The organism is Nonomuraea sp. K271 (assembly GCF_009908215.1).
In the GTDB taxonomy this organism is placed as follows: domain Bacteria; phylum Actinomycetota; class Actinomycetes; order Streptosporangiales; family Streptosporangiaceae; genus Nonomuraea; species Nonomuraea longispora.
The window spans coordinates 1-23,603 of record NZ_JAAAHR010000060.1 but is presented as its reverse complement, the minus strand read 5'-3'; the positions used below and the strand labels follow the sequence as shown (position 1 = coordinate 23,603).

18 protein-coding genes and 3 pseudogenes are annotated in these 23,603 nt (G+C 71.2%); 10 read left to right on the top strand and 11 right to left on the bottom strand.

All coding sequences use genetic code 11. The features are described 5' to 3' along the window. Positions 1 to 193: 193 nt before the first annotated feature. Genes GUY59_RS21505 through GUY59_RS21495 form a run of 3 tightly spaced genes read left to right on the top strand, consistent with a single transcriptional unit; the run spans position 194 to position 2,320 of the window. Positions 194 to 1,036, top strand: a complete 843-nt coding sequence (locus GUY59_RS21505) for a DUF1996 domain-containing protein (protein ID WP_236667372.1) — start codon at positions 194 to 196, stop codon at positions 1,034 to 1,036. A 57-nt stretch (positions 1,037 to 1,093) separates the two neighbouring features. Further along, positions 1,094 to 1,639 carry a DUF305 domain-containing protein gene (locus tag GUY59_RS21500; protein WP_138202340.1) on the top strand — a complete coding sequence of 182 codons (546 nt, stop codon included), beginning with the start codon at positions 1,094 to 1,096 and terminating at the stop codon, positions 1,637 to 1,639. A gap of 9 nt (positions 1,640 to 1,648) precedes the next feature. After that, positions 1,649 to 2,320 carry a phosphotransferase gene (locus GUY59_RS21495; protein ID WP_138202341.1) on the top strand — a complete coding sequence of 224 codons (672 nt, stop codon included), beginning with the start codon at positions 1,649 to 1,651 and terminating at the stop codon, positions 2,318 to 2,320. A gap of 30 nt (positions 2,321 to 2,350) precedes the next feature. Here the strand turns inward: GUY59_RS21495 and GUY59_RS21490 are convergent, their stop codons facing one another. The 3 genes and pseudogenes from GUY59_RS21490 to GUY59_RS51425 all read right to left on the bottom strand — a co-directional run. Next, positions 2,351 to 3,145 carry an SDR family oxidoreductase gene (locus GUY59_RS21490; RefSeq protein WP_252375032.1) on the bottom strand — a complete coding sequence of 265 codons (795 nt, stop codon included), beginning with the start codon at positions 3,143 to 3,145 and terminating at the stop codon, positions 2,351 to 2,353. A gap of 78 nt (positions 3,146 to 3,223) precedes the next feature. Next, a complete protein-coding gene (locus GUY59_RS21485; RefSeq protein WP_138202351.1) occupies positions 3,224 to 3,844 on the bottom strand; it encodes a phosphotransferase in 621 nt (206 codons plus the stop codon). Between the two features lie 69 nt (positions 3,845 to 3,913). After that, positions 3,914 to 4,102 (bottom strand): annotated as a pseudogene (locus tag GUY59_RS51425) (respiratory nitrate reductase subunit gamma); the annotation flags it as partial. Between GUY59_RS51425 and GUY59_RS48860 the strand changes: the two are divergent. From GUY59_RS48860 to GUY59_RS21465, 3 genes and pseudogenes are all read left to right on the top strand, one after another. After that, a pseudogene (locus tag GUY59_RS48860) lies at positions 4,101 to 4,402 on the top strand (MFS transporter); the annotation flags it as partial. The pseudogenes GUY59_RS51425 and GUY59_RS48860 overlap by 2 nt on opposite strands. Positions 4,403 to 4,609: 207 nt before the next feature. Next, positions 4,610 to 6,298, top strand: coding sequence for an ABC transporter ATP-binding protein (locus tag GUY59_RS21470; protein WP_138202343.1), 1,689 nt, complete (start codon positions 4,610 to 4,612; stop codon positions 6,296 to 6,298). A 3-nt stretch (positions 6,299 to 6,301) separates the two neighbouring features. Further along, entirely contained in the window at positions 6,302 to 8,062 is a 1,761-nt protein-coding gene (locus tag GUY59_RS21465) for an ABC transporter ATP-binding protein (RefSeq protein WP_138202344.1), read from the top strand. Between the two features lie 112 nt (positions 8,063 to 8,174). Here GUY59_RS21465 and GUY59_RS21460 read toward each other — a convergent pair whose 3' ends face one another. Together GUY59_RS21460 and GUY59_RS21455 are read right to left on the bottom strand one after the other, a co-directional pair. Beyond that, complete coding sequence (locus GUY59_RS21460; protein ID WP_138202345.1) at positions 8,175 to 9,563, bottom strand: alpha/beta fold hydrolase; 1,389 nt, start codon at positions 9,561 to 9,563, stop codon at positions 8,175 to 8,177. Positions 9,564 to 9,728: 165 nt separating this feature from the next. Further along, complete coding sequence (locus GUY59_RS21455) at positions 9,729 to 11,792, bottom strand: S9 family peptidase (protein ID WP_138202346.1); 2,064 nt, start codon at positions 11,790 to 11,792, stop codon at positions 9,729 to 9,731. 44 nt (positions 11,793 to 11,836) lie between these two features. On the opposite strand from GUY59_RS21455, the gene mshB reads away from it, so the two are divergent. From mshB to GUY59_RS21440, 3 genes are read left to right on the top strand one after another with little or no spacing between them, the layout of a single operon-like run. Next, positions 11,837 to 12,742, top strand: coding sequence for an N-acetyl-1-D-myo-inositol-2-amino-2-deoxy-alpha-D-glucopyranoside deacetylase (mshB, locus tag GUY59_RS21450; protein ID WP_138202347.1), 906 nt, complete (start codon positions 11,837 to 11,839; stop codon positions 12,740 to 12,742). Positions 12,743 to 12,753: 11 nt separating this feature from the next. After that, the gene (locus GUY59_RS21445; protein WP_138202348.1) at positions 12,754 to 13,167 is read left to right on the top strand and encodes a DUF6113 family protein; all 414 of its coding nucleotides are present in this window, start codon (positions 12,754 to 12,756) and stop codon (positions 13,165 to 13,167) included. A gap of 18 nt (positions 13,168 to 13,185) precedes the next feature. After that, positions 13,186 to 13,689, top strand: coding sequence for a flavin reductase family protein (locus GUY59_RS21440; protein WP_252375033.1), 504 nt, complete (start codon positions 13,186 to 13,188; stop codon positions 13,687 to 13,689). A gap of 68 nt (positions 13,690 to 13,757) precedes the next feature. Here GUY59_RS21440 and GUY59_RS21435 read toward each other — a convergent pair whose 3' ends face one another. Beyond that, positions 13,758 to 14,648: a hypothetical protein gene (locus GUY59_RS21435; RefSeq protein ID WP_161714643.1), complete on the bottom strand. Its 891-nt coding sequence runs from the start codon at positions 14,646 to 14,648 to the stop codon at positions 13,758 to 13,760. A gap of 75 nt (positions 14,649 to 14,723) precedes the next feature. Here GUY59_RS21435 and GUY59_RS21430 point away from each other — a divergent pair, with 75 nt between their 5' ends. Further along, positions 14,724 to 15,146, top strand: a complete 423-nt coding sequence (locus GUY59_RS21430; RefSeq protein ID WP_138208206.1) for a hypothetical protein — start codon at positions 14,724 to 14,726, stop codon at positions 15,144 to 15,146. A 56-nt stretch (positions 15,147 to 15,202) separates the two neighbouring features. Here GUY59_RS21430 and GUY59_RS21425 read toward each other — a convergent pair whose 3' ends face one another. From GUY59_RS21425 to GUY59_RS21405, 5 genes and pseudogenes are all read right to left on the bottom strand, one after another. Beyond that, on the bottom strand, positions 15,203 to 17,689 hold the full coding sequence (locus tag GUY59_RS21425) for a penicillin acylase family protein (RefSeq protein ID WP_138208207.1): 2,487 nt from the start codon (positions 17,687 to 17,689) through the stop codon (positions 15,203 to 15,205). Between the two features lie 105 nt (positions 17,690 to 17,794). Further along, positions 17,795 to 19,159, bottom strand: a complete 1,365-nt coding sequence (gene cysS, locus GUY59_RS21420; RefSeq protein WP_138208208.1) for a cysteine--tRNA ligase — start codon at positions 19,157 to 19,159, stop codon at positions 17,795 to 17,797. Between the two features lie 21 nt (positions 19,160 to 19,180). Continuing rightward, complete coding sequence (locus GUY59_RS21415; RefSeq protein ID WP_138208209.1) at positions 19,181 to 21,025, bottom strand: sigma factor-like helix-turn-helix DNA-binding protein; 1,845 nt, start codon at positions 21,023 to 21,025, stop codon at positions 19,181 to 19,183. A 50-nt stretch (positions 21,026 to 21,075) separates the two neighbouring features. Further along, on the bottom strand, positions 21,076 to 22,899 hold the full coding sequence (locus tag GUY59_RS21410; RefSeq protein ID WP_138208210.1) for a UvrD-helicase domain-containing protein: 1,824 nt from the start codon (positions 22,897 to 22,899) through the stop codon (positions 21,076 to 21,078). A 4-nt stretch (positions 22,900 to 22,903) separates the two neighbouring features. After that, positions 22,904 to 23,603: pseudogene (locus GUY59_RS21405) on the bottom strand (hypothetical protein); the annotation flags it as partial.

Below are 23,603 nucleotides of genomic sequence, written 5' to 3'. Positions count from 1 at the left end.
TAACAAGCATCTTGACATCGGTGTTAGTGGCGAGGACTCTTCTAGTCAGGGAGCGCTCCCCGAAAACACCCCCCGCTTCTCACTTTGACGGAGACGTCGTGAGTCCACCCCCCGGCCCCGGCGTACGACGCCTGAGGGCCTTCCAGCGCCTTGTCACCGTGCGGGTCCGCCGATGACCACCAAGGGAGCCGCCATGCTCGTTTCCCGACTTCTCGCGTTACTGTCCGTGCTGATCGGTATGGTCGCCGTCGTGCCCCGGCCCGCGGTGGCCGAGCCCGTACGGGTGGCGGAGTTCCTCGCCGACTGCCCGTTCAGCCACCGGCTGCCCGACGACCCGATCGTCTTCCCCGGCCTGCCGGGCGCCTCGCACATGCACAGTTTCTTCGGCAGCCGCGTCACCAACGCCCACACCCAGCTCAACGACCTGCTCAACGGCGCCACGAACTGCAACCCGGCCGTGGACAAGTCGTCGTACTGGGTGCCGACCCTCTACAGGGACAACGCTCCCGTCGAGCCGGCCATCGTCACGTTCTACTACCTCGGCGAGGGCGTGCGTGACGACATCGTCGCAAGGACCCAGCCGCTGCCGCTCGGGCTGCGGATCGTCGCGGGCAACGCCATGGCGACCGGGCCCGACCACACGACGATCTCCCGGTGGTCCTGCCTGCACGCCGGGCACGTGGGCGCCTCGAAGGACTTCGTCACCTGCCCGCCGGGGACGATGCTGGAGTCGTACCTCGACTTCCCGCAGTGCTGGAACGGGCGTGACCTCGACTCCGCCGACCACAAGAGCCACATGGCCTATCCGGTGGCCGGCGCCTGCCCGAGTACGCATCCTGTACCGGTGCCCAAGCTGCGGCAGGTGATCCGTTACCCGGTGAACGGCGACCCGTCGCACTTCCGGCTGGCGTCGGGAGGCGGGTTCACGATGCACGGCGACTTCTTCAACGCCTGGCCGGAGGGGGAGATGGAGCGCCGGGTACGCGACTGCATCCGTCCGGTGATCAAGTGCGGCGCCGACGGGCGGCCGTCGTAACTCCTGTCCGTCGCCCGGGCGGGCCGTCCCGCCCGGGCCTTCGCGGAGGTCGTACGCGTGTCACGGGTGCTCGGGTCCCTGCTGCTGACCTTCATGCTGCTCGGCTGCTCGGCCGCCCCCGCCCCGGCCCCCAGCGGATCCTTCACCACCACCGACGTGGCCTGGCTGCAACTGGCCGAGGCGCTGCACACGCGGGCGCTGCCGCTCCTTGAGCTCGCCGTCGACCGCACGGCCGACCGGCCGCTCGCCGGGCTGGCCGCCCGGCTCGGCAAGAAGCACGAGAGCGAACGCGGCCGGCTGCGTGCCCTGCTCGCCCAGGCCCGGGTCACCGGCGGGAACCCGCACGAGCGGCACGACATGCCCGGCATGCCCACCGCCGCCGACCTGGAAGCGCTGTCGGAGCTGCGGGACGACGCGTTCGACCGGCGGTTCGTCACGTTGTTGCGGGCGTACCTGAAGCAGCTCGCGCTGGTGGCGGACGGCGAGCAGAACGCGGGCGGCGCGCAGCAGGCACGCGAACTCGCGGCCGCCATGCGGCGCGACCACACCGCAGACCTGGGCGAGCTGGATCGCATCGCCGGGCGTCATCAGGCGGCCCGGTAGGTTGGCCCGATGGAGCTCGGGGAGTTGCTGGGGTCGGGACGCAGCGCCGATGTGTACACGATCGGCGAGGACCTGGTCCTGCGCCGCTACCGGTCGGGTCCCGACGCGCGCAGGGAGGCCGCGGTCATGGAGTACGTGGCCGGGCACGGCTATCCCGTGCCCCGCGTGCATCCTGGGGAGGAGCCGGCCACCGACCTGGTGATGGAGCGGCTGACCGGGCCCACGATGTTGCACGCGATGCTCGGCGGCGAGCTCAGCCCCGAGGCGGCGGGCGACGGCATCGCGCGGCTCCTGCTGCGCCTGCACCGCATCCCCGCGCGGTGCTCGGCCGATCCCCGCGATCGGGTGCTCCACCTGGACCTGCACCCGGACAACGTCATGCTCACACCCCGCGGCCCGATGGTGATCGACTGGTCCAACACCGAGGAGGGTTTGCCTGAGGAGGACTGCGCCATCTCGGCGATGATCCTCGCCCAGGTCGCGGCCGACGACGAGGACGGGCAGGCGCCGGCGGCACGGGCGGCGGTCAGCGCGCTGCTGGCCGGGCTGGGCGCCGCGATGGACTATGGCGATGCGCTGGAGCGGGCCAGAGACCGGCGGGGCGCGAACTCCACGATGACCGCCAGAGAGCTGAGCCTGCTCGACGCGGCGACGGCCCTGGTGCGCGAGCTGGGCCGGTGAGCAGCGTCCGGCGTGCGGGCGACGGCCGCCTCACGGCCGCCAGACGCCCCGCGCGCCCGCCTCGGTGACGTAACTCTCGAACGGCTTCGGCGGCCGGTCGGTCACCTGGCTCACGACCTCGGTGACCGGCTGGTCGCCGAGGGCGCGCAGCGCGGCGAACGCCTTGGCCGCACGGATGGCCTCGCCGGAGAAGCCCTGCGCCGCGATGTATTCCTCCTCGCCGCCCAGGTAGGTGATCTGGCGGCCCACCGCCCAGCCGATGATCTCCGCGGCCTCCCCGAACGACAGGGCGCGCGGCCCCGTGATCTCGTAGGAGCGGCCCGCGTGGCCGTCCTGCGTGAGGGCCGCGGCGGCCACCGCGGCGATGTCGTCGGCGTCGACGAACGCCTGGCGCACGGCGCCCATCGGCAACATCAGCTCGCCCGCCATGACCGCGGGCCGCAGGAAACCCTCGTCGAAGTTCTGGTGGAACCAGCTCGGCCGCAGGATCGTCCACCCGGCGCCGCTGTCGCGGACGGCGCGCTCCGCGGCCATCAGCCGCTCGTCGCCCATGACCTCGATGCCGCCGCTGGACAGCAGCACGATGTGCCCGACCCCCTGCTCCACCGACAGCGACACGAACGCCGGATCGATCGGGACGCCGTCGGGGGCCATGAGGAAGACGCCGGACACCCCTCCCACCGCGGGCTCCCATGTGCCGGGCCGCGCCCAGTCGAACGCGGTCTCGCCGCTCCTGGAGGCGGCACGCACGGCGTGGCCTGCCGCGCGCAGCTGCTCGGCCACGCGCCGCCCGATGGTGCCTGTCGCGCCGAGGACTAGGATCACGTGCCGAGTCATGCCCCGAGTCAAGCAAAGGACACCGACAGAACCTGTCAAGGACGTCCGGCGGCCCGCGTCATCCGGTCATTCGGCCCAGGCGGAGGTGGTGTCGAGGCGCTCGCGCCACAGTTTCTCCCCGCCCCCGCCGGGCTCCCATCGGCCGCAGAAGCCGAGCAGGTCGCGGCAGCGCGCCAGCATCGCCGCGTGGCGCTCGGGCCAGCCGGGCACGGGTTCGCCGTATGCGGCGAAGAAGCCGGGCAGCAGCGGCACGTGCTCGGGGTGGTGCATACGGACGATCCACTCGCACCAGGCGAGGTCCTCGACCGGCCGCCCCGGATGGGCCCACTCCCAGTCGAGGATCGCTGTCGTCTCGAACGTGACCGGGTGGAACAACATGTTCTGCGGCCCGTAGTCGCCGTGCACGATGCCGAGCCGGTGGATGCGGGCCAGCATGCGGCCGCACTCGGTGAGCACCTCCGGGGCGCGGCCGTCGTCCAGCAGGTCCTGGCCGTGGGAGCCCTCGACCCAGCGGGTGGTGAGGCTGGTCGCGGTGACCTGGTGGACGCGGGGCACGGGGATGCGGCCGCGCAGGCGGCGCAGATATCTGCTCTCCGTGCTGAGCCTGAACGCCGACTCGGGCCCCTGGTAGCACTTCACGACCAGGGCGCCGTCGCCGACCGTGCTGTTGGTGTACCCGTGCTTCACAAGGGTCGATTCTGGCGCACCCCGACCCCTGACGGGTGCCCCGGCACGCCATCGCCCGCGCCTCCGATACACGATGTAAGGACGGAACAAACAGCCCAACGGGGTGGAAAGTGCGCGCATCTGGGGGCTGAACGGGAGAAGCGTGAGCAGCGCCGTCCCGGCCGTGGTGTGCACCGTGTAAAGAATGCCCGCGCGGGCGCTCCCACCGCATACCCTCACGTCGTCACCTGAAGTGAGACTCTGTTGCACAAAGTGCATGTTCGAACTCTGTACGGGCCAGGTGCGGAACCTGGCGCCGGCCACGGCGGCCTTCGCGGTGACGTTCTGGGCGTGGAACCTCGTCGGCCCGCCGTCGGGGAGCTACAGCGGGTGGTTGCGGCTGTCGCCCACGCAGCTCTCGCTCCTGGTGGCGATCCTGTGATCGTCGGCTCGCTGGGACGCATCCCTACAGTCATGCCGGCCGACCGGTTCGGCGGGCGGCGCATGTTCGCGGCCGTCTGCCTCGTCTCGAACGTGCCCGTCCTGTTCACCGGCTGGGCCCACTCGTACGGCCGGCTCGGCTATTTTCGGCCGCTCGTCATGGGGCCGTCCACGCCGCCACCGAGGCGTACACGATCGGCTACTCTCTCCTCGCGGTCACGGCGCTGGTGACGCTGGCGTACCCGATGCGGGCCTTCACAGGGACCGAGCGCCACCAGGGGAACGTTCCAGCAGGTCGAAAACCCATTGCCGGGCCGCCCCGCACCTTGTCAAGGTTGTCAGGCCATGCGCTCCCTTCCTGAGGCCGATCCCGGCGTGCCCGACATCCGCAGCCCGCTGCGCTATTTGTGGTGGACCGCGCGCAGGCAGTGGTCGACGCTGCTCGCGGGCATCGGCTTCGCCACCCTGTGGTGGCTGGTGCAGGCCCTGATGCCGGCCGTGCTCGGCAAGGGCATCGACGCCGTCACCGCCAAGGACTCCCGCGCGCTGCTGCTCTGGGCGGGCGTCCTGCTGGGGCTCGGCCTGCTGCAGGCCTACACCGGGCTGATGCGGCACCGGATGGCCGTGCAGACCTGGTTGTCGGCCGCCTACCGCACCGTGCAGGTGACCGCCAGGCAGGCCGCCAGGCTCGGCGCCACGCTGCCCAAACGGCTGTCCACCGGCGAGGTCGTCAGCGTCGGCAACTCCGACATCGCCCACATCGGCAGCTCCATGGACATCCTGCTGCGCGGCACCGGCTCCGTCGTGGCGATCGTCACTGTCACCGTGATTCTGTTCTCGACCTCGCTGCCGCTCGGCCTGCTCGTGTTGTTCGGCGTGCCGATCATGGCCCTCGCCGTCTCGCCGCTGCTGCGCCCTCTGCACCGGCGGCAGCGCAGGCACCGCGAGCTGGTCGGCGACCTGTCCACCAGGGCGAGCGACATCGTGGCGGGTCTGCGGGTGCTGCGCGGCATCGGCGGCGAGCAGGTCTTCGCCGGCCGTTATCGCGAGGAGTCGCAGCTCGTCCGCCAGGCCGGCGTCGGCGTGGCCAGGATCGAGTCGGTGCTCGAAGGCGCCCAGATCGTGCTGCCGGGCCTGCTCATCGCCGTCGTCACCGGCGTCGGCGCCTCCTTCGCAGTCGCTGGCGAGATCCCCACCGGCCAGCTCGTCTCGTTGTATCTCTACGCGGTCTTCCTCATCGGCCCCCTACGCACCCTCACCGAGGCCGCCGACAAGCTCACCAAAGGCCACGTCGCAGCAGGCCGCGTGATCCGCATCCTGTCGATCGAGCCCGAGGTCTCCGGCGGCACGGCAAGCAGCCCCGGCGGCGTGCTGCGCGATTCCTACAGCGGCGTCACCCTCCAGCCGTGCTCGCTGACCGCCGTCGCCGCCGACTCGCCCGACGACGCCGCCGCCATCGCCGACCGGCTCGGCCGTTACGCCGACGGCGACGTCACCTTCGGCGCGGCCGACCTGGCCGACCTGCCCCTCGCCGAGATCCGCGCCCGCATCCTCGTCGCCGACAACAGCGCCCGCCTGTTCACCGGCCGCCTGCGCGACGAGCTCGACGTGCGCGGCGGCGCCACCGACGCCCAGCTGCGCGAGGCGCTCCACGCGGCCTGCGCCGACGACATCGTCGAAGCCCTGCCCGACGGGCTCGACACGGTCGTGGCCGAGGCCGGTCGTGAGTTCTCCGGCGGGCAGCAGCAGCGGCTGCGCCTGGTCAGGGCGCTGCTGGCCGACCCCGAGGTGCTCATCCTGGTCGAGCCCACCAGCGCCGTCGACGCCCACAGCGAGGCCCGCATCGCCGGGCGGCTGGCCAAGGCCCGCGCCGGCCGCACCACGCTGGTCTGCACGACCAGCCCTCTGGTGCTCGACCGCACCGACCACGTCATCTACGTCGAGGACGGCAGGGTGCTGGCCGAGGGCACACACCGGCAGTTGCTCGACAACACGCCCGCCTATGCCGCGACCGTGACCCGCGGGGAGGACTGACACATGACCCGCGAGATCCTTCCGGTCGCCGACCGCAAACAGGTGCGCGCCTACGCCAGGCGGCTGACCTTGCGCTATCCGCGCGAGCTCACCGTCGCCCTCCTCCTGCACGGGCTGGCCGCCGTGGCCGGGCTGGCCGTGCCGTGGCAGCTCGGCAGGCTGGTGCAGGACGTGCAGTATGGCGCCGAGGTCAACGTCGTCGTCGTGGCGGCCGCCATCGGGGCGTTCCTGCTGCTGCAGGGCGTGCTCGTCCGCTACGCCGTGCTGGCCTCCGCCAGGCTCGGCGAGAAGGTGCTGGCCGAGCTGCGCGAGGATTTCGTCGACCGGGTGCTCGGGCTGCCCTTGTCCACCGTCGAACGGGCCGGTGCCGGCGACCTGATCACCAGGACCTCCCGCGACGTCGACGCCCTGTCGCGCACCGTGCGGCACGCCGTCCCCGAGACGCTCATCGCGTCCGTCACCTTCGCGATCACCGTGGGCGCCCTGCTCCTGGTCAGTCCGCTGCTCATGCTGCCCATGCTGATCGCCGGCCCGGTGTTGTGGATCTCCAGCCGGTGGTATCTGAAGCGGGCGCGCGACGGCTATCTCCGTGAGAACGCCGCCTACGCCGACCTCACCGAAGGGCTGGCCGAGACCGTCGAGGGCGCCAGGGCGGTGGAGGCGCTCGGGCTGCAGGAGCGGCGCAGGGCCCGCACCGACGACGACATCGCCCGCTCGTACGCCGCCGAGCGCTACACGCTCCACCTGCGCTCCATGTGGTACCCCGCCGTCGAGCTGGGCTATGTGCTGCCCGTCGTGGCCACGCTGCTGGTCGGCGGCCTCTTCTACACCAACGGCTGGGTCACGCTCGCCCAGGTGACCACCGCCACCCTCTATGCCCAGCAGCTCATCGACCCACTCGACAGGTTCCTCATGTGGATCGACGAGCTGCAGGTGGGCGGGGCATCCATGGCCCGGCTGCTCGGCGTGGCCAACGTGCCCGACGACCGGGTGGCCTCCGCGTCGTCGTCTCCCTCCGGCGAACTGCTGGAGGCGTCGGACGTGCGCTACGCCTACCGTGAGGGCCGCGACGTGCTGCACGGCGTGTCGCTGACCGTGCAGCCGGGAGAGCGGCTGGCCATGGTCGGTCCGTCGGGCGCCGGCAAGTCGACGCTGGGGCGGCTGCTGGCCGGCATCCACGGGCCGCGCGCCGGCTCGGTGGCGGTGGGCGGGGTGCCGTTGGTCGAACTGCCTCTCGACGACCTGCGCGGCCACGTCGCGCTCGTCACCCAGGAACACCACGTGTTCAAGGGGACCGTACGCGACAACCTCGTGATCGCCCGCTCCGACGCCGACGACCAGGCCGTGCGGACGGCGCTCGAAGCGGTGGACGCGCTCGACTGGGTGCTGGAACTGCCCGACGGCCTGGAGACCCGGGTGGGCTCCGGAGGGCTCGCCGTCTCGCCCGCGCAGGCCCAGCAACTCGCCCTGGCCCGCCTCGTGCTCGCCGACCCGCACACCCTCGTGCTGGACGAGGCCACCTCTCTCATCGACCCACGGGCCGCCAGGCACCTGGAACGCTCGCTGGCCGCCGTACTCGACAAACGGACGGTCATCGCGATCGCCCACCGCCTCTACACGGCGCACGACGCCGACCGGGTGGCCGTCGTGGAGGACGGACGCATCAGCGAACTGGGCTCCCACGACGAACTGGTGGCGGCGGGCGGCTCCTACGCGGCCCTCTGGACCAGCTGGCACGGCACCTCCTCCACCCCCAACCAGTGACGCCCCTGTCTCGCGCGGTGTGACAGCCTCCGTCTTGTGCGTGGTGACGGACCCGGGGCGTTCCGTGGCGACGGTCGAGGGCGTCCCGTGGCGACGAACCCGGAGTCCGTGGTCAGCATCGGGTGGTCTTGGCGGGGACGGTGCGGTCGGTGAAGTAGCGGTTGATGTGGTCACGGGCGCACTCGTTGAAGCCGTAGAGCGTGTGGCCGGGCCCGTCGTGGTGGACGACGGCGCTGCCCGGGACCGACGACAGTGCTCGGGCCACCGCGTCGGACTCGCCCCACGCTCCCGCCCCGAGCAGGGGCGGCAGACCCTTGGGGAGGGGAGCGGGCTTGTTGGTCACGGGGACCGGCCAGCCGATGCAGCCGAGCATCGCCGTGGCAAGGGTGTTGGCGGAGCCCGCGTTAGGGGCAATCGTGCGTAGGCGGGTGTTGGTGGCGGCCAGCTCCTTGAGGCCGGCGATGCGGGGCCAGTCGGTGCACTCCGTGACGCCCGTGGACTGGTCGGGGTAGCGGGCGCCGCGGGCGGGCACGAAGCCGGACGCGTCTCCCTTGGCGGCCTTGCGGATCGCCTGCGCCAGGCCGGGCCAGGCCGGCTTGCCCTGCCGGGCCCGTCCGATGGCGAAGGACTGCAGGTCGCGGCCGTTGTAGGCGACGTTGGCGGTCGTGGTGGGGACGGGGGTGCGCTCGGCCCTGGCGATCAGCGCCCGCCAGCGGCCGGGCACGTCGGAGCAGTCGTTGGCCCTGCACCAGGCGAAGAAGCGCCGCAGGGAGCTCTCGTTGGCCTTGGCCGACTCTCCCAGCTCACGTTCCCAGCTCGCGGTGCTGTGGTTGATCGTGCCGTCGAGGACCATCGTGCGGATGCGGCCGGGGAAGAGACGGGCATATGCCTGGCCGAAGATGCCCGCGTAGGAGGCGCCGTAGAAGTTGAGCTCGCCGTCGCCGAGGGACTTCCTGATGGCCTCCATGTCTCTGGCGTGGTCGGCCGAGCTCATGTGGGCGAACAACTCGGGGTCTTTCAGGCGGCAGGCCTCGGCGTAGCCGCGGTTGGTGTCGGACAGTCGGCCGAGGGAGGCGTCGTCCTCCGGGGCGTCGGGGATGGGGACGCGGGTCCACGAGCACCGCAGGCCCGTGCTGAGGCCCTGGAACTGCTCGCCGTAGCCGCGAGTGTCCCACGTGACGATGTCCATACGCTCGCGGAGCGCGGCCCACCAGCCGGGGTTGGCCTGGGTCAGGGCGATGCCGGGACCGCCGGGACCGCCGTAGGCCACCAGCACCGACCCCTCCGAGGCGCCGGTGGCCTTGAGCCGCCCCAGTTTCAGGTTGATCGTGCGGCCGCCGGGTTTGCTCCAGTCGACCGGGACCTTGAGGTCGGTGCAGACCATCCCGATCTTGTCACGGGGGCAGGGGCGCCAATCCTGGGCGGTGGTGGTCGCCGCCGCGGCCGGGGCGGTCAGGCTCGCGCCCAGGAGCGCCAGGGTGAGGGTGAGGGATTTCAGCATGGCGTTCACGATCCCGCAGCGGGTGGCGGGATCGCGTCGGACCAGGGTTTGATCTTCGCGGCGCGGGTGTCGGACCTGGGTTTGTCAGACCCTCAGCTCAGTGCGTACGGTGGCCGCCGGGAACGTCCCCGTCCCTCGTCGGTACGGTCGCCGCTCCAGGATGGGTCAGCCCAGCGCCTGCTTGAGGAAGTCCAGTTGCAGCAGGAGCAGGTTCTCCGCCACCACCTCCTGAGGCGTCATGTGCGTCACCCCCGACAGCGGGAGCACGCTGTGCCGGCGACCCGCCGCGAGGAGCGCCGAGGACAGGCGGAGAGTGTGCGCGGCCACGACGTTGTCGTCGGCCAGGCCGTGGACCAGCAGCAGCGGGCGTTCCAGTTTGCCGGCGTCGGCGAACAACGAGGACTTCTCGTACACCTCGGGCTGCTGGTCGGGGTGGCCCAGGTAGCGCTCGGTGTAGCACGTGTCGTACAGCCGCCAGTCGGTCACCGGCGCCCCCGCGACCGCCGCGTGGAACACGTCCGGTCGGCGCAGCACCGCCAGCGCGGCCAGGTAACCGCCGAACGACCAGCCGCGGATGGCGACCTTCGTCAGGTCGAGGTCGTCGGGGTACTGCTCGGCCACCCCTTGCAGGGCGTCGACCTGGTCCTCCAGCGCCGGGGTCGCCAGGTCGTTGAGCACGGCCCGCTCGAAGGCCGTGCCGCGGCCGGGGGTGCCGCGCCCGTCGGCCACGACCACGGCGAACCCCTGCTCGGCGAACCACTGGCTCTCCAGGAAGATGCCGCGCTGGTTGAGCACCCGCTGGGCGTGCGGGCCGCCGTACGGATTCATCAGGACCGGCAGCCGGCGGGAGCCCTGCTCGTGCCACGACGGCAGCACCACGGCGGTGGCCAGGTCGCGACGGCCGGAACGGCCGAGCGAGACCCGCATGTCGAGGCCAGGACGCTCGGCGTACGACGGGATGGGCACCGCCGTGCCGTCGCGCTTCACCACCGTGGTCGAGACGCCTTCGGCGTCGAGGCTCTGCTCGGTCAGTACGCCCACCCCGCCCGACATGCGCCCCGAGAACACCCCGGAACGGGTCGAGACGGGCAGCAGGGAATGGCCGTCCCACGTCCACAGCTGGATCTCGGTCGGGTCGCCGCTCGCGCTGAACAGCACGCTGTCGTGGTCGACGTCGAGCACGGCCCGCACCTGCAACGTCGGTGGGGTGACCGGATGGTCGTCGATGTGGAGCCGGTGGCCGCCGTCGGCGGAGGCCACCCAGACCAGCGACCCGTCGTCGAGGTGTGCGGGCACGCCCGTCACGATGTCGACCCAGGCCGGATCGGTGTCCTCGCGCACCAGCGTGCTCGCGCCGGTCGCCGGGTCGACGGTGAACAGCCGCATCGTCTTCTGGTCGCGGGTCATCGTCACGATCGACAGCGCGTGGGAGTCCCAGGCGGCGGTGGTGAGGTATTCCTCGGTGTACGGCACCGCGACGCGCGACCCGTCGAGCCCCAGCACGAACAGCTCGGTGACCGCGTTGGCCGTGCCGGCCGCCGGGTAACGCTGGACCGTGGCCGGACGGTCGGGGTTGGCCGGATCGGCGATGTGCCAGACGTTGACCGGCGCCTCGTCGGCCCGCTCGACCAGCAGCGCGTCGCTCGACGGCGCCCACCAGTAGCCGCGCATCCTGTCCATCTCCTCGGCGGCGATGAACTCGGCCAGCCCGTACGTCACCGTCCCCGACTCCGGCGTGGCGAGCGCGCGGTCGGCGCCGGAGAGCACGTCCTGGACGCGCAGGGCGCCGCCGGTGACGTAGGCGACGTGCCGCCCGTCAGGGGAGAGCCGGGGGTCGATGACCGCGCCCGGAGTGTCGAGCCGGTGCGCCTGGCCGCCGGCCAGGTCCACCACGTAGAGCCCGCCGGACAGGGCGAAACAGGCCCGGGTCACGGCGGCGTCGGTGGCGTAGGAGACCACGCCGCCCGCGGACTCCCTGCTGCGCTCGCGCCTGGCCCGCTCTTCCGGTGGCAGGTCCTCCTCGTCGGCGTGAAGCGTGCGCGGATCGACGATCAGGCGTTCGACGTGGGTCTCGGTGTCGAGCTCCCACAGGCAGGTCACCGGGTCGTCGCCCGACTGCGTGCGCAGGAAGATCACCCGGCCGCCGTCAGGGGAGATCCTGAAGCCTCTGGGCACTCCGAGGGTGAACCGGCGGGTCCTGGCCGACAGTCGCGGGAAGCTCTCACTCATGGGGCCAATCCTGCCAGGGACGCATGATTGTTACGCTCAGGGCTATGACTGATCGACGGCTCCTGCTCGTGCACGCCCATCCGGACGACGAGTCGATCGGCACCGGGGCGACCATGGCGAAATACGTCGCCGAGGGCGCCCACGTCACGCTGGTGACCTGCACGCTCGGCGAGGAAGGCGAGATCATTCCCGGTGACCTCGCCCATCTGGCGGCCGACAGGGACGACGCGCTGGGGCCGTACCGGATCGGCGAGCTCGACGCCGCCTGCAAGGCGCTGGGGGTCGAGGACCACCGCTTCCTCGGCGCGCCGGGGCGCTGGCGCGACTCGGGCATGATGGGCGTGGCCTCCAACGACCACCCGAAGGCCTTCTGGCAGGCGGACCTCGACGAGGCCGCGGGCGAGCTGGTCAAGGTCATCCGCGAAGTACGCCCTCAGGTGCTGGTGACGTACGACGAGAACGGCTTCTACGGCCACCCCGACCACATCCAGGCGCACCGCGTCTCGCGGAGGGCGTTCGAGCTGGCCGCGGACCCCGGCTTCGGCACGGGCACGCCGTGGCGGATCGCGAAGTCCTACCACACCGCCGTCGCCAGGTCCGTGCTGCGCCGCAGCTCGGAGGCGCTGCGCGAGGCCGGGGTCGGCTTCCTCGTGGAGGACGTCGAGGACATGGCCTTCGGCTGCGCGGACCAGGACATCACCACCGAGATCGACGCGCGTCCCTGGATCGGCAACAAGATCGAGGCCATGCGGGCCCACGCCACGCAGATCACCGTGGCGGAGCCGTGGTTCGCGCTGTCCAACAACATCGGCCAGGAGATCGCGGGGGTCGAGCACTACACCCTGGCGATCGGGTCGCCGGGCCCGCCGGTGCCGGGGCCGCCCGTGGAGGCCGGAGGGCTCGGCGAGCCGTACAACCGCGAGAACGATCTCTTCGCAGGCATCCACTAACCTCAGTCGCTATGGAACATCGCAGCCAGGCCGAGTCGGCGCTGGGCGGGGCGGCGTACGGCATGTTGTTCGTGCTCGGGGTCGTGATGGCGGTCGTCGGCGGCTTCACTCATCCGGCGTGGCAGCTGGACGGGGTGCCGATGGCGGCGCTGGTCTGGGTGCTGGCGTTGTTCGGGGTGAGCCTGGGGGCGGGCCGGCTGATGCGCGCCCGGCTCGGGGCGGTCGCGACGGCGGTCGGGTGGCTGCTGGTGACGATGCCGTTCACGCTGGAGCTGGGCGCGGGTGACCTGGTGATCGCGCGGGGCGCTCCGGGCTACATCTATCTGTACGGTGGTCTGCTGGCCCTCGTGGCGGCCTACCTGCTGTCGCCCTCGTCAGGGGGTTCCTGGTTGTTGCGAGGGTACTCTCCGAATAATCCCATGTAGCGGCATAAAGTATCTTTCGTGCATTTCATCGAGCGGCACGTGGACCCCGCAACCCATCGCAAGGTCGTCGGCCGCTTCACCACCGGAGTCGCGATCGTCACGACCCGCCGCGACGGCGTCGACCACGCGATGACGATCAACTCCTTCACCTCCGTCTCCCTCGAACCGCTGCTCGTGCTCTTCTGCGCCGAGAAGGTGGCCCGGTTCCATGAAGCGGTGCTGGAGACCGGGGTGTGGGGGGTGTCGGTGTTGCCGGCCTCGATGGAGGACGCCTCACGCTTCTTCGCCCACCGCGGGCGACCGCTGAACGGGCAGCTCGCACGGTGGCCGCACCACCGGGGCGAGACGGGGGTGGCGTTGTTCGACAGGGCGATCGCGACGGTGGAGTGCGTCACCACGGCGGTGCACGACGCCGGCGACCACTCGATCGTGGTGGGTGGGGTGAGGGCGCTGAGCACGCCCTCGGAGGAGGCGCCGCTGCTCTACCACGAGGGCCGCTACCACAACCTTGACCTGCCGTAAGCGGCTTGCGCGGCCCATGAGTCGGACCAGGCACACGGCCTGGCCCGATCACTGGGTCCGATCCCGCGTCACTGGGCGGGAGCACTCTCCGAAGGCGGCGGCGGGGCGCCGGTGTCCGTCGGGGGCGTGTCCGTGGGTGCGTCCGTGGGCGGAGGCGTGTCCGTCGGTGCCTCGGTGGGCGGTACGTCGGTCGGCGGCAGCGAGGCCGGTGGACAGGTCGGGATCTCCTCCGTGGGGCTCGCCGAAGGCGGCACGCCGTCCGTCGGCGGCGCGGTGTCCGTCGGGGTCACCGTCTCCGTCGGGGGCTCCGTCGGGGGCTCCGTGGGTGTCTCGGTGGCGGTTTCCGTGGGAGGCGGGGGAGCGGTCTCGTCCGGCGGAGGTGTGTCCGTCGGTACGTCGGTGGGCGGAGGTGTGTCCGTCGGCACGTCGGTCGGCGGCGGGGTCTCCGTCGGCGGGTCACCCGGCCGGCAGGTGAACGTGACCGTCGGGCCGGGCTCGGTGACGGTCACTGTGACCCGTTCCGTCACGGTCGGCAGGGGGATGGGCGTCACCTCGACCCGGGGCTTGCCACGCTTCTTGTACGTGCCCCGGCCGAGCTTCTTCGTGGCCTCGGCCGCGCCGTCGACGACCGGGACGTCCGCGGTCGTGGTCTTGCACGACCCCCGCCGGCACACCCGCTGCTTGACGGTGAAGAGCGCGGGCCCTTCATGGGCGATGGAGACGTCCAGATAGGAGACGCCTCTCTTCTTGACCACCTTGGTCTTGGCGGTGTACTCCCCGGTCGTGGGACTTTCCGAAGGGACTGGAGTCTCGCTCGGGCCGTCGGTTAACGCGACCCTCGCGCCTAGTGGGCTGCCAGTGGATAGAGGTTCGGTCGCTGACGTCTGGGAGATCGCGGCTCCGCCGGCTCCTGCCAGTGCGACGGTGCCGAGCAGCGCGCCCAGGATGGAGAGTTTCATAATCCTGCTCTTGTGGGAGATTTCAGGACCCTGGCCATTATTCCGACTTGTCAAGATCGGTCAAGACTGAGACGCATGGACAAGCGCTTCCGGTTCCGGCGCGTGACGAACTGCCTGAATCTCGCCACACCGCTCGGCGTGCTCGTTGCGGTCATCGGCGGCGCCACCAGGCAGCCCGGCCCCAACGGCCTCATCCTCGCCTTCGGCTACCGCTACCGTTTCCCCGCCGCGAGCGCGTTCACCATCGGCAACGTGGTCCTGACCGGCAGAGACTCGCTGCACGTCCGGCTCGTCATGCACGAGGACCGGCACGCCACGCAGTGGGCGTGGTGCGCGGGGCTGCCCATGGTGCCGCTCTATCTGCTCGCCATGCTCTTCTCCGCGATCGTGTGCGGGGACCGCGCCTCGTACAACGTTTTCGAGCGCTCCGCCGGACTGGAAGACGGTGGTTACCCGCGCGCTCCCCTCCGGTGGCGAAAACGTGGAAGCGGTGGTTGACAGACGTTGTAAACGTTCGTTCCGTCAAGTGACTTCACGTGTACGTGGCGTACGTGTCAGGGAGTGAGCCGGAGCGTGTGCACGGCCGCCTTCCTGACCGACTCCGGCGTGGAGAGCATCGGCATCAACTCTCCACGCGCCCACGCCTCCGCCTGATCCACGTAGTTGTCGTGGAAGGCGTGCCCCGAGGCGCCGGTCAGGTTGATCCACCGCGACTTGTCCAGGTCGGACATGTCGACGATCATGCGCATCGACGGTACGGCGGTGACCTCGTACCCGCTCTGGACGTTCCACCCCGTGGCGTTCACCGCGTCCTTGCCGCCGGGCACCGGCAGCGGCCCGCGGTTGAACAGCGCCTCCACCGGCGCGATGCCCGAGGTCCCGAGCGAGTCGTGGACCAGGTCCAGCCGGTGCAGGTCTCCCCAGCGCCACGCCGTGACGTCGTCACCGAGACGGTCGGCCAGTTCCTGGTGCGCCGAGGCCATCGCCTGGCGCAGGATGTCGTCGCGGGTCTCCTTGCGGTTCTTGGTGGTGACGTCGTCCCAGAAGGGGTCGCCGGGGGTGACGAGCAGCCGCCTGACGACCTCGTACCAGCGGTCGCCGCCGGCCGGCCTGGCCTGCTCGGGCAGGTCGTCGTTGAAGGTCAGTACGAGCACCTGACGCCACACGGCGTTGAAGTACGCGGCCGCCGCGGAGCCGAGGTCCTCCCGCCTGTCCCACGTCTTCAGCAACTGCCTGGCCTGGCCGCTGGGCCCCGCCAGATCCACCTGCATCAGCGCCGGGACGAGCGTCTCGGCGAAGCCGTTGTAGGTGTCCTGTTGGATGCGCGCCATGGCCGCCGCGTCGATCGGGCCCTTCGCGAGCGCCTCCTCGATGAGGTCGCGGATGCGCTGGGAGCGGTAGCCGTACGCCCAGTCCTTGGTGAGCAGGGGTCGGTAGCGTGCGGGGTCGATGACGGCGTTGTTGGCTGTGACGATGAACCCGTCGGCCGGGTCCTCCACGGACGGCAGGCGGTCGAACGGGATCGGCTCCGGCTTCCAGTCGTACTCACCCGTCCATCCGGGGACCGGCCAGGTGCCGTCGCCGTTCTCGCGTATGGGGATGCGTCCGGGCGCCTGGTAGCCGATCTTGCCTGCCGTATCGGCATAAATCAGGTTCTGGGCGGGAACCTCGAACAGCGCCGCCGCCGCCTTGAACTGCTCCCAGTCGCTCGCCCTGTTGAGCTCGAAGACGGCGTCGGCCGTCCGCCCCGGCGTCAGCGCCGTCCACTGCAGGGCCACCGCGTTGGCCTCGCCGCTGGGCCTGGCGGTCTCGATCACCTCGTTGATCAGCGGCCCGTGCCGCGTGCTCCTGACCGTGATCGTGACCGGGTCGCCGCCGGCCACCTTGATCTGCTCCTTCCTCGTCTCCAGCTTCACGCGCTCGCCCCGGTACAGGTACGTGTCGCCCTCCACCTGCTCAAGGAAGAGGTCGGCCACGTCAGGCCCGAGATTGGTGAAGCCCCACGCGATCTTGTCCGTGTGCCCGATGATCACGCCGGGCACGCCGGAGAAGGTGAACCCCGTCACGTCGTACGGGCACCGCTCCGAGAGCTTCCTGCAGTGCAGCCCCGCCTGATACCAGACCGACGGCATCTGCGGGGCCAGGTGCGGGTCGTTGGCCAGCAGCGGCTTTCCGCCGGTCGTGTTCGTGCCGGAGACCACCCACGAGTTCGACCCGACGCCCTCGCGGTCCTCGGTGCTCATCGTGCTGGGCACGGCGTCGAGGGCCTCGGCCGCCTGGATGAGCAGCCGCCCGGCCCGCCGCCGTGGCTCCGCCTCCTGGTCGAAACGTCCCTTGGCGAGGGCGCCCTGCGTGACGATCGGGGAGTGGCGGTCGTACGGGTAGTCGGGATAGAGCTGGTCGACCCGCGCCCTGGGCAGCTTGGTGAGCGCGAGCGACCGGTCGATCTCGCTCTCCACGTTGGAGCGCAGGTCCCACGCCATGGCCTTGAGCCAGGCGACGGAGTCGGCCGCGGTCCACTTCTCCGGCTGGTACGGACCGTTCTGGAGCTTCAGCACGGAGTATTCGATGCTGCGGTCGGAGGCGTTGGGGTTGGCGGCGAGCCAGGTGTTGACACCCTTGGCGTACGCGTTGAGGTTGTCCCGCGTGTCCTTGGTCAGCCCGCCGAGCTCCTGTTCGGCGACCCTGCGCCAGCCCATGGTCCTGAGCGCCTTGTCCGTTTTGAGTGTGGCGGCGCCGAAGAGCTCCGACAGACGCCCGGCGGTCATGTGGCGCCGGAGGTCCATCTCGAAGAAACGGTCCTGGGCGTGCACGAACCCCTGGGCCATGAACAGGTCGGCAGCAGTGTCAGCGTAGATGTGCGGGATTCCTGATTTATCGCGAAAAATCTCCACATTTGTGGATAAACCAGGCAACCTCAGCGACCCGTCCATCTGAGGGAACGACGTCCGCACCGTGACGATGATCACCCCCGCCAGCACCAGCGCCAGCGCGAGCAGAACGGTCAACACCCGAGCGAACCACCGCAAAGGCCACGGCATCCACGCATAGGGCCTCACCGAATACCTCCATCATGCCGAAACTGGCATCAAGTCTGACAGCCCAAGATCACTCCTTGGACCGTCGCAACGGACCGCCCGGAGGGATCAGGCCCAGGTCTGGCCCTCCGGGGTGTCGGCCACGCGGACCCCCATCTCGGCGAGTTCGTCCCTGAGCCGGTCGGAGGCCGTCCAGTCCTTCGCCTCGCGGGCACGGGCGCGTTCCTCCAGCAACTCCCCGGCCCCGGGCGGCAGCACCCGCGTCTTGCCGATCTCGGTCGGCAGGTCCAGCGCCAGCACCTGGTCCAGGTGCAGGAACGCCTCCAGCTTCGCCCCCGGCGCCACCGACTCGTCCCGCTCCAGCTCCCACAGGACTCTCAGCGCCGCCGGCGTGTCGAGGTCGTCCTCGATGGCCGCCTCGACCCGCGCCACGTGATCGAGGGGCATGGGCGCGCTGACCGACTCCGACCACTCGGCCACCCGTGAACGCCACCGGCGCAGCGTGCGGTCGGCCGCCCGCAACGTCTCCCAGGTCAGGTTGACCTGCTGGCGGTAGCGGTGCTCCATGAAGGCCATGCGCAGGGCGAGCGGGTCGAGACCGGCGTCGACCACGTCGGACAGCAGCACCACGTTGCCGGTGGACTTGGCCATCTTGCGCCCGTCGAACAGCAGGTGCTCACCGTGCACCCAGTGCCGTACGACCTCGTGCCCGGCGGCCGCGTCGGACTGCGCCCGCTCGTCCTCGTGGTGCGGGAACCGCAGGTCGATGCCGCCCGTGTGAATCTCGAAGCGCGACCCGAGATGGCGCAGCGACATGGCCGAGCACTCCACGTGCCAGCCAGGGAAACCGCGTCCCCACGGGGCGTCCCAGCTCAGCTCGCCCGTGGCGGGCTTCCACAGGGCCCAGTCGGCGTGGAAGCGTTTGCGGGGATCGACGGCGTCGATGCGGTGGGCGGGCTTGAGCGCGTCCAGCCGGTTTCCTGAAATTTCACCGTAGGTAGGAAATGTCCTTACGTCGAAGAAGACCGACCCGTCCGGCACCGCGTACGCGTGCCCCTTCTCGATCAGCTTGGCGATCAGCTCGATCATCTGGTCGATGTGCTCGCTCGCGCGCGGCATGTGCTCGGGAGGCCGCAGGCCGAGCGCGGCGGTGTCACGCCGGAAGGCGTCCTCGTAGAAGCGGGCCAGCTCGCCCGCTGAACGGCCCTGCGCCCGCGCCCGCGCGAGGACCTTGTCCTCGCCCTCGTCGGCGTCGTCGTCGAGATGACCGACGTCGGTGATGTTCTGGCAGACCAGCACACGCACCCGCCGCAGCTCCAGAACCCGTCTGATCAGGTCGGACATCAGGTAGGTGCGCAGGTTGCCCACGTGCGCGTGACGGTAGACCGTCGGCCCGCACGTGTACATCCGCACCGCCCGCCCGGCGTCGATCTCCTCGACCTGCCGGGTGCGCGTGTCGTAGATCCGCAACATCTCCCGAGCTTAGCCCGAGCGTCATCCGCCCAGGAAACCGAGAATGTCCCTGTCGCCGCGCTCGCGCAGCCGGTTCAGGATCTCGTCGCGCGTGGCGAGGTCGGACGCCCCGATCCTGGCCCCGATCAGCCGCAACCCCTCGATCTCCGAGTTGACCGGCGCGGTGATCCCTATGAGGTAGAGGGCCCGGTTGAGCGGCGACATCCCCGGCGGAGCGGCCGGCATGTGCCGCGTCAGCAGCTCGCCGCCGTCCGACACGGTCAGGAACACGTGGTCGCCCTCGCTCGCCTTGAAGTCGGCCAGCACGTTGCGGATCGACCCCATGGTGGGCTGGTTGTGCCAGCTGATCACCACGTCGCCGGTCGGCGTGGAGGCGGTCAGCGACCCGCCGGGCGCCATCCCGAGGTAGGCCGCGAACCCGGTCGGCAGCGGCGATCCGGAGCCGCGCAGGTGCTCGGCGTTGATGTCCACCCGGTGCCACCAGCGCCCGTCGCGCGAGCGGAAGCTGCGCCGCGTCTCCGACACGTCCTTGCGCGGCTGGTACGGCTCCGCCTCCCCGCTCGGCGAGGTGCCCGCCACCCGGATCCACCCCCGCTGCGTGCGCTCGAACCCCGGCCCGCCGGAGTAGGCCCGCACGGAGCTCTCGCTCACCTCGTAGCGCGAGGTCAGGTTCGTCACGATCGTGCTCACCGACGCCTCGCCGCCGGCCCGTTCGATCTCCCTGGCGATCATCTCCCTGATCCCCAGGTATTCGTCGCCGCCCCAGCGGGTCAGGCCGTACTTGTTGCGGTCGACCCGGCGGAACCGGTCGTCGGCGGTGAGCTGGTTGCGGATGCCGACCAGGCTGTAGTCCTCGCCGATGCGCTCCTGGATGTCCTCGGGTGACAGCGGCGTGCCGGCGACCGTCAGCACCGCCTCGGCCTTCTCGTTGATGCTGCGCGGCCACGGCACGACGTGCGTGCCGAGCACCCGCAGCTGCGGCACGCCGAGGATCCACCGCTCGGCGACGTCCTCCCGTACGCCGAGCTGGGCGACCATGGCGACGGCCTCGCTGAGCGGGTGCGGCCCGTCGGCGAACAGCTGGCGGGTCTTCTCCCTCAGGTCGTCGGCCCCGCCCGCCACGAGCCAGCCGTCGGACTGCTCGTAGCCGGTGAGCAGCGTGCGTACGAACCGCCACGCGGGGATGCCCAGGCTGCGCAGCTCCGTGACGTGCCACGGGACCGCGGCCTGCAGGTCGTCGGCGGGCACGGCCGAGCCCAGCCGGCCGCGCAGCCACGACACGTGCGCGGCCAGCGCGGCGGCCTCCGGCTTGCCGAGCCAGGCCTCCACGTGCTCGCGCAGGTCACGCTCGATCTGCCTGATCCGCTCCCGCGTCACCGAGAAGCGCTGCGCCAGCTCGTCGAGCGTGGCCCGCTGCGTGGCGTACAGGCGGTCGCGGGCGATGGCCCGCTGCCGGTCGTCGAGCGACCCGAACAGGTCGTCGATGAACTCGGGCAGCGGCTTGTCCGTCCTGGACGGCGCAGGCACGGCCTCGGGAAGCGGTTCGAGCAGCCGCTCGAACACGCCGGTGAACAACTTCTGCACCACGTCCCTGCCCAGGGTCTCCGGCGTGCGCTCGGCCTCGGCGGGGTCGGAGAACCGCAGCAGCGGAAGGATGTCGCCGAGCATCAGATGACCCCAGCAGGCCACGGCGAGACCGGCCAGGTGGCCCGCCACGGTCTGCGTGCCGGCGATGGCGCAGGCACGGTCGAGTGGGATCGCCTGCCACCAGGCCTCGGGCAGCTGCGGCTCCTCCACGATCGGCGCAATCTGACCAGGGGAGGTCCAGCGCAGTGGTGGCGCGAGGTCGCTCAGGCTGAGGTTCATTGAGGTCCAACCGGCAATGGGACGTTATATCCGCAGTTCAGACTATGTGATCAGAGGGACAAAAAGGGGCTCCCTCGTCCGGAATGGGAGATATAGAGCATCGATCGGGCACGGGTGCAGGCGACGAACAGTATGCTCCGTTCACGCTGCAGCGCACGAGCCCTCGCGTGCGGTTCTTCCGGCGGCGGCTCGGGCACCACACCCTCCGCCACGCCGATGAGCGCCACCCGCTCGAACTCGAGCCCCTTCATGTGCGGGAAGGCCGAGGCGCGCACGTGCAGGCCCGACAACGCCCGCCGGGCCGCCCGGACGTGCCGGGCGTCGCGGGCGCCGACCCCGATCTCGGCCGCGGGAACGCCGTCCGACAGCCACGACTCGACCACGGCCCGCAGCCCCTCCAGCTCCGCCTCACGCGTGGCGTACGCCCTGACCACCGGGCGGGCGCCGTTGCGCGCCGCGCGCAGGCCGTACATGTCGGTGGCGCCCTTGACCAGCCCGGTCGCGAGACCGCCCCCGCGCAGCCTGACCACGAACGACAGCAGCTCCTGCGGCAGGCGGTAGGAGAGCCTGAGCGTGTGCTGGACGGCCGCGATGCCGACCGCGCCCAGCGCCACCCGCGTGTCGGTGATCCGCTGGTGCGGGTCGCCGACCACGAACAGGTCGTCGCGCGCGTGCGGCGCCGCCGCCCGCAGCAGCCGCCACTGGGCCGGGGAGACGTCCTGCGCCTCGTCCACCACGATGTGCCGGTACGGCTTGTGCCCGGGATCGACGTCGTCGAGCAGATCGCCCGTCGATCGGGACAACCACCTGAGCGCCTCGTCGGTCAGCTCGGCCAGCGAACGCGCCCCCTGCCCCACCAGCGCCGGTCGCCGGCCCTCCGCATCGGTCACGATCCGCATGGCCAGCCGATCGGCGTTGTCCACCTCGACCCGCTTGCGCACCACCTCATCATCGATCAGAAGGTCGAGTTTCGCAGACAGTTCCTCGGCAAGCCCCTGCGAAAACGTCACGAGCAGCACCGGTCCCGCGCCGTGCGCGGCCAGATGAGCGGCCCTGTGCAGGGCGACGACGGTCTTGCCCGTGCCCGCTCCGCCCACCACCAGCACCGGCTGCTCGTAGCGCGCCGCCCTGGCCAGCCGGTGCTGCGGCGGATGCAGGAACGTGCACCAGTCGGGCGCCCGCAACACCCGGTCGAGCTCCACCTTGCCGGCCACGAACACCGCCCGGTCCGGGCTGCGCAGCAGCGCCGCGTACAGATCGTCGGGGTCGACCGGGCCCTGGTCCTCGCTCGACGCGCGCCAGGAGTCCAGCTCCCGCCACGCCTCCGCCAGCGTGCCGCCGCGGGCGAGCACCGCGAGCGGGGCGTGCTGGGTCGGCGGCAGGAGAGGCTCCAGCGCCGCCACGTCGGCCTCGGTCGAGAGCAGCCTGAACAGCGGCAGCGCGTGCACGTCCAGGCCCAGCGCGAGCAGATCGCCGTCGCAGATGGGGGCGAACAGTCCGGACGACGACCGTACGGACCTGCGTAACGCGGGCTCGACCCGTTCGAGCGCCTCGGCGTCCCACTCCTCGATCACGCCGAGCACCGGGTTGACGCCGAACCTGTGGCGCTGCGCGTACGACCAGGCCTCCGGGTCGGGCAGCACCGTACGCAGCCAGTACACGTCCCGCTGCCGCACCACAACCCCGCGATGCCCCTCGGCCAGGCGCAGCGTCGCGACCTTGGCGTCCCTGGCGCCCCGCACCCGCTGCGGATGCGGAGCGCCGGCCAGGCTGAGCAGGAACCGGCGCAGCGCGACCACGGCATCCCTGCGCACCGGCGGGGCCAGTGCGCTGAGCTCCCTGGGAAACTCAGGGCCGATCGCGAGCCGCGGCACCGGCTCAGTCCAGCAGGGCGAGCAGGTCGCGGTCCCCGCGCTCGCGGAGCCTGGCGAGCAGGTCGGGCAGGCTGACCGGGCCCGTCATCCCGATCCTGGTGGCGATCACCCTGGCCGCCTGGTCCCGGGTGCCTCCAGGAGCGGTGTACCCGACCAGGCGCAGCGCCTTCGTGATCTTCTCCGCGCCCTGGGCGGCGACCGGCAGGTGCCTGGCCCTGAGCACGCCCTCGTCCGACAACGTCAGGAACAGGTGGCCGCCCTCGCGCGCCCCCACGTCGACCAGGAGACGCTCGATCGACTCGAGCACCGGCCTGCCGTGCCAGGTCATCGTCAGCTCGCCGGCGGCGCTCCTGACCGTCCTGCTCTCGCCCGGCGACAGGTTCAGGTACGACGCGAACCCCGTCGGCAGCGCGCACTCGCCGCCCGCGAGCTGCTCGGCCGTCACGTCGATGCGCAGCCACCAGCGACCGTCCGGCTGCCTGAAGCAGCGCCGGGTCTGGGAAACGTCCTTCAACGGCTGGTACGGCCGGCCGGACTCGTCAACGGCGCCGCCGTTCGACTCGCCCGCCGACGGGACCGGCGCGAACGCCTGGAACTGCGGCGGGCCCGCAGGCGGGGACGCGGGCGGGGACGCCACCTGTACCGGGCCGAACGCCGACTGCCCCGGCTGGGCCTGCTGTGCCTGTGCCTGCGCGGGCTGGGGC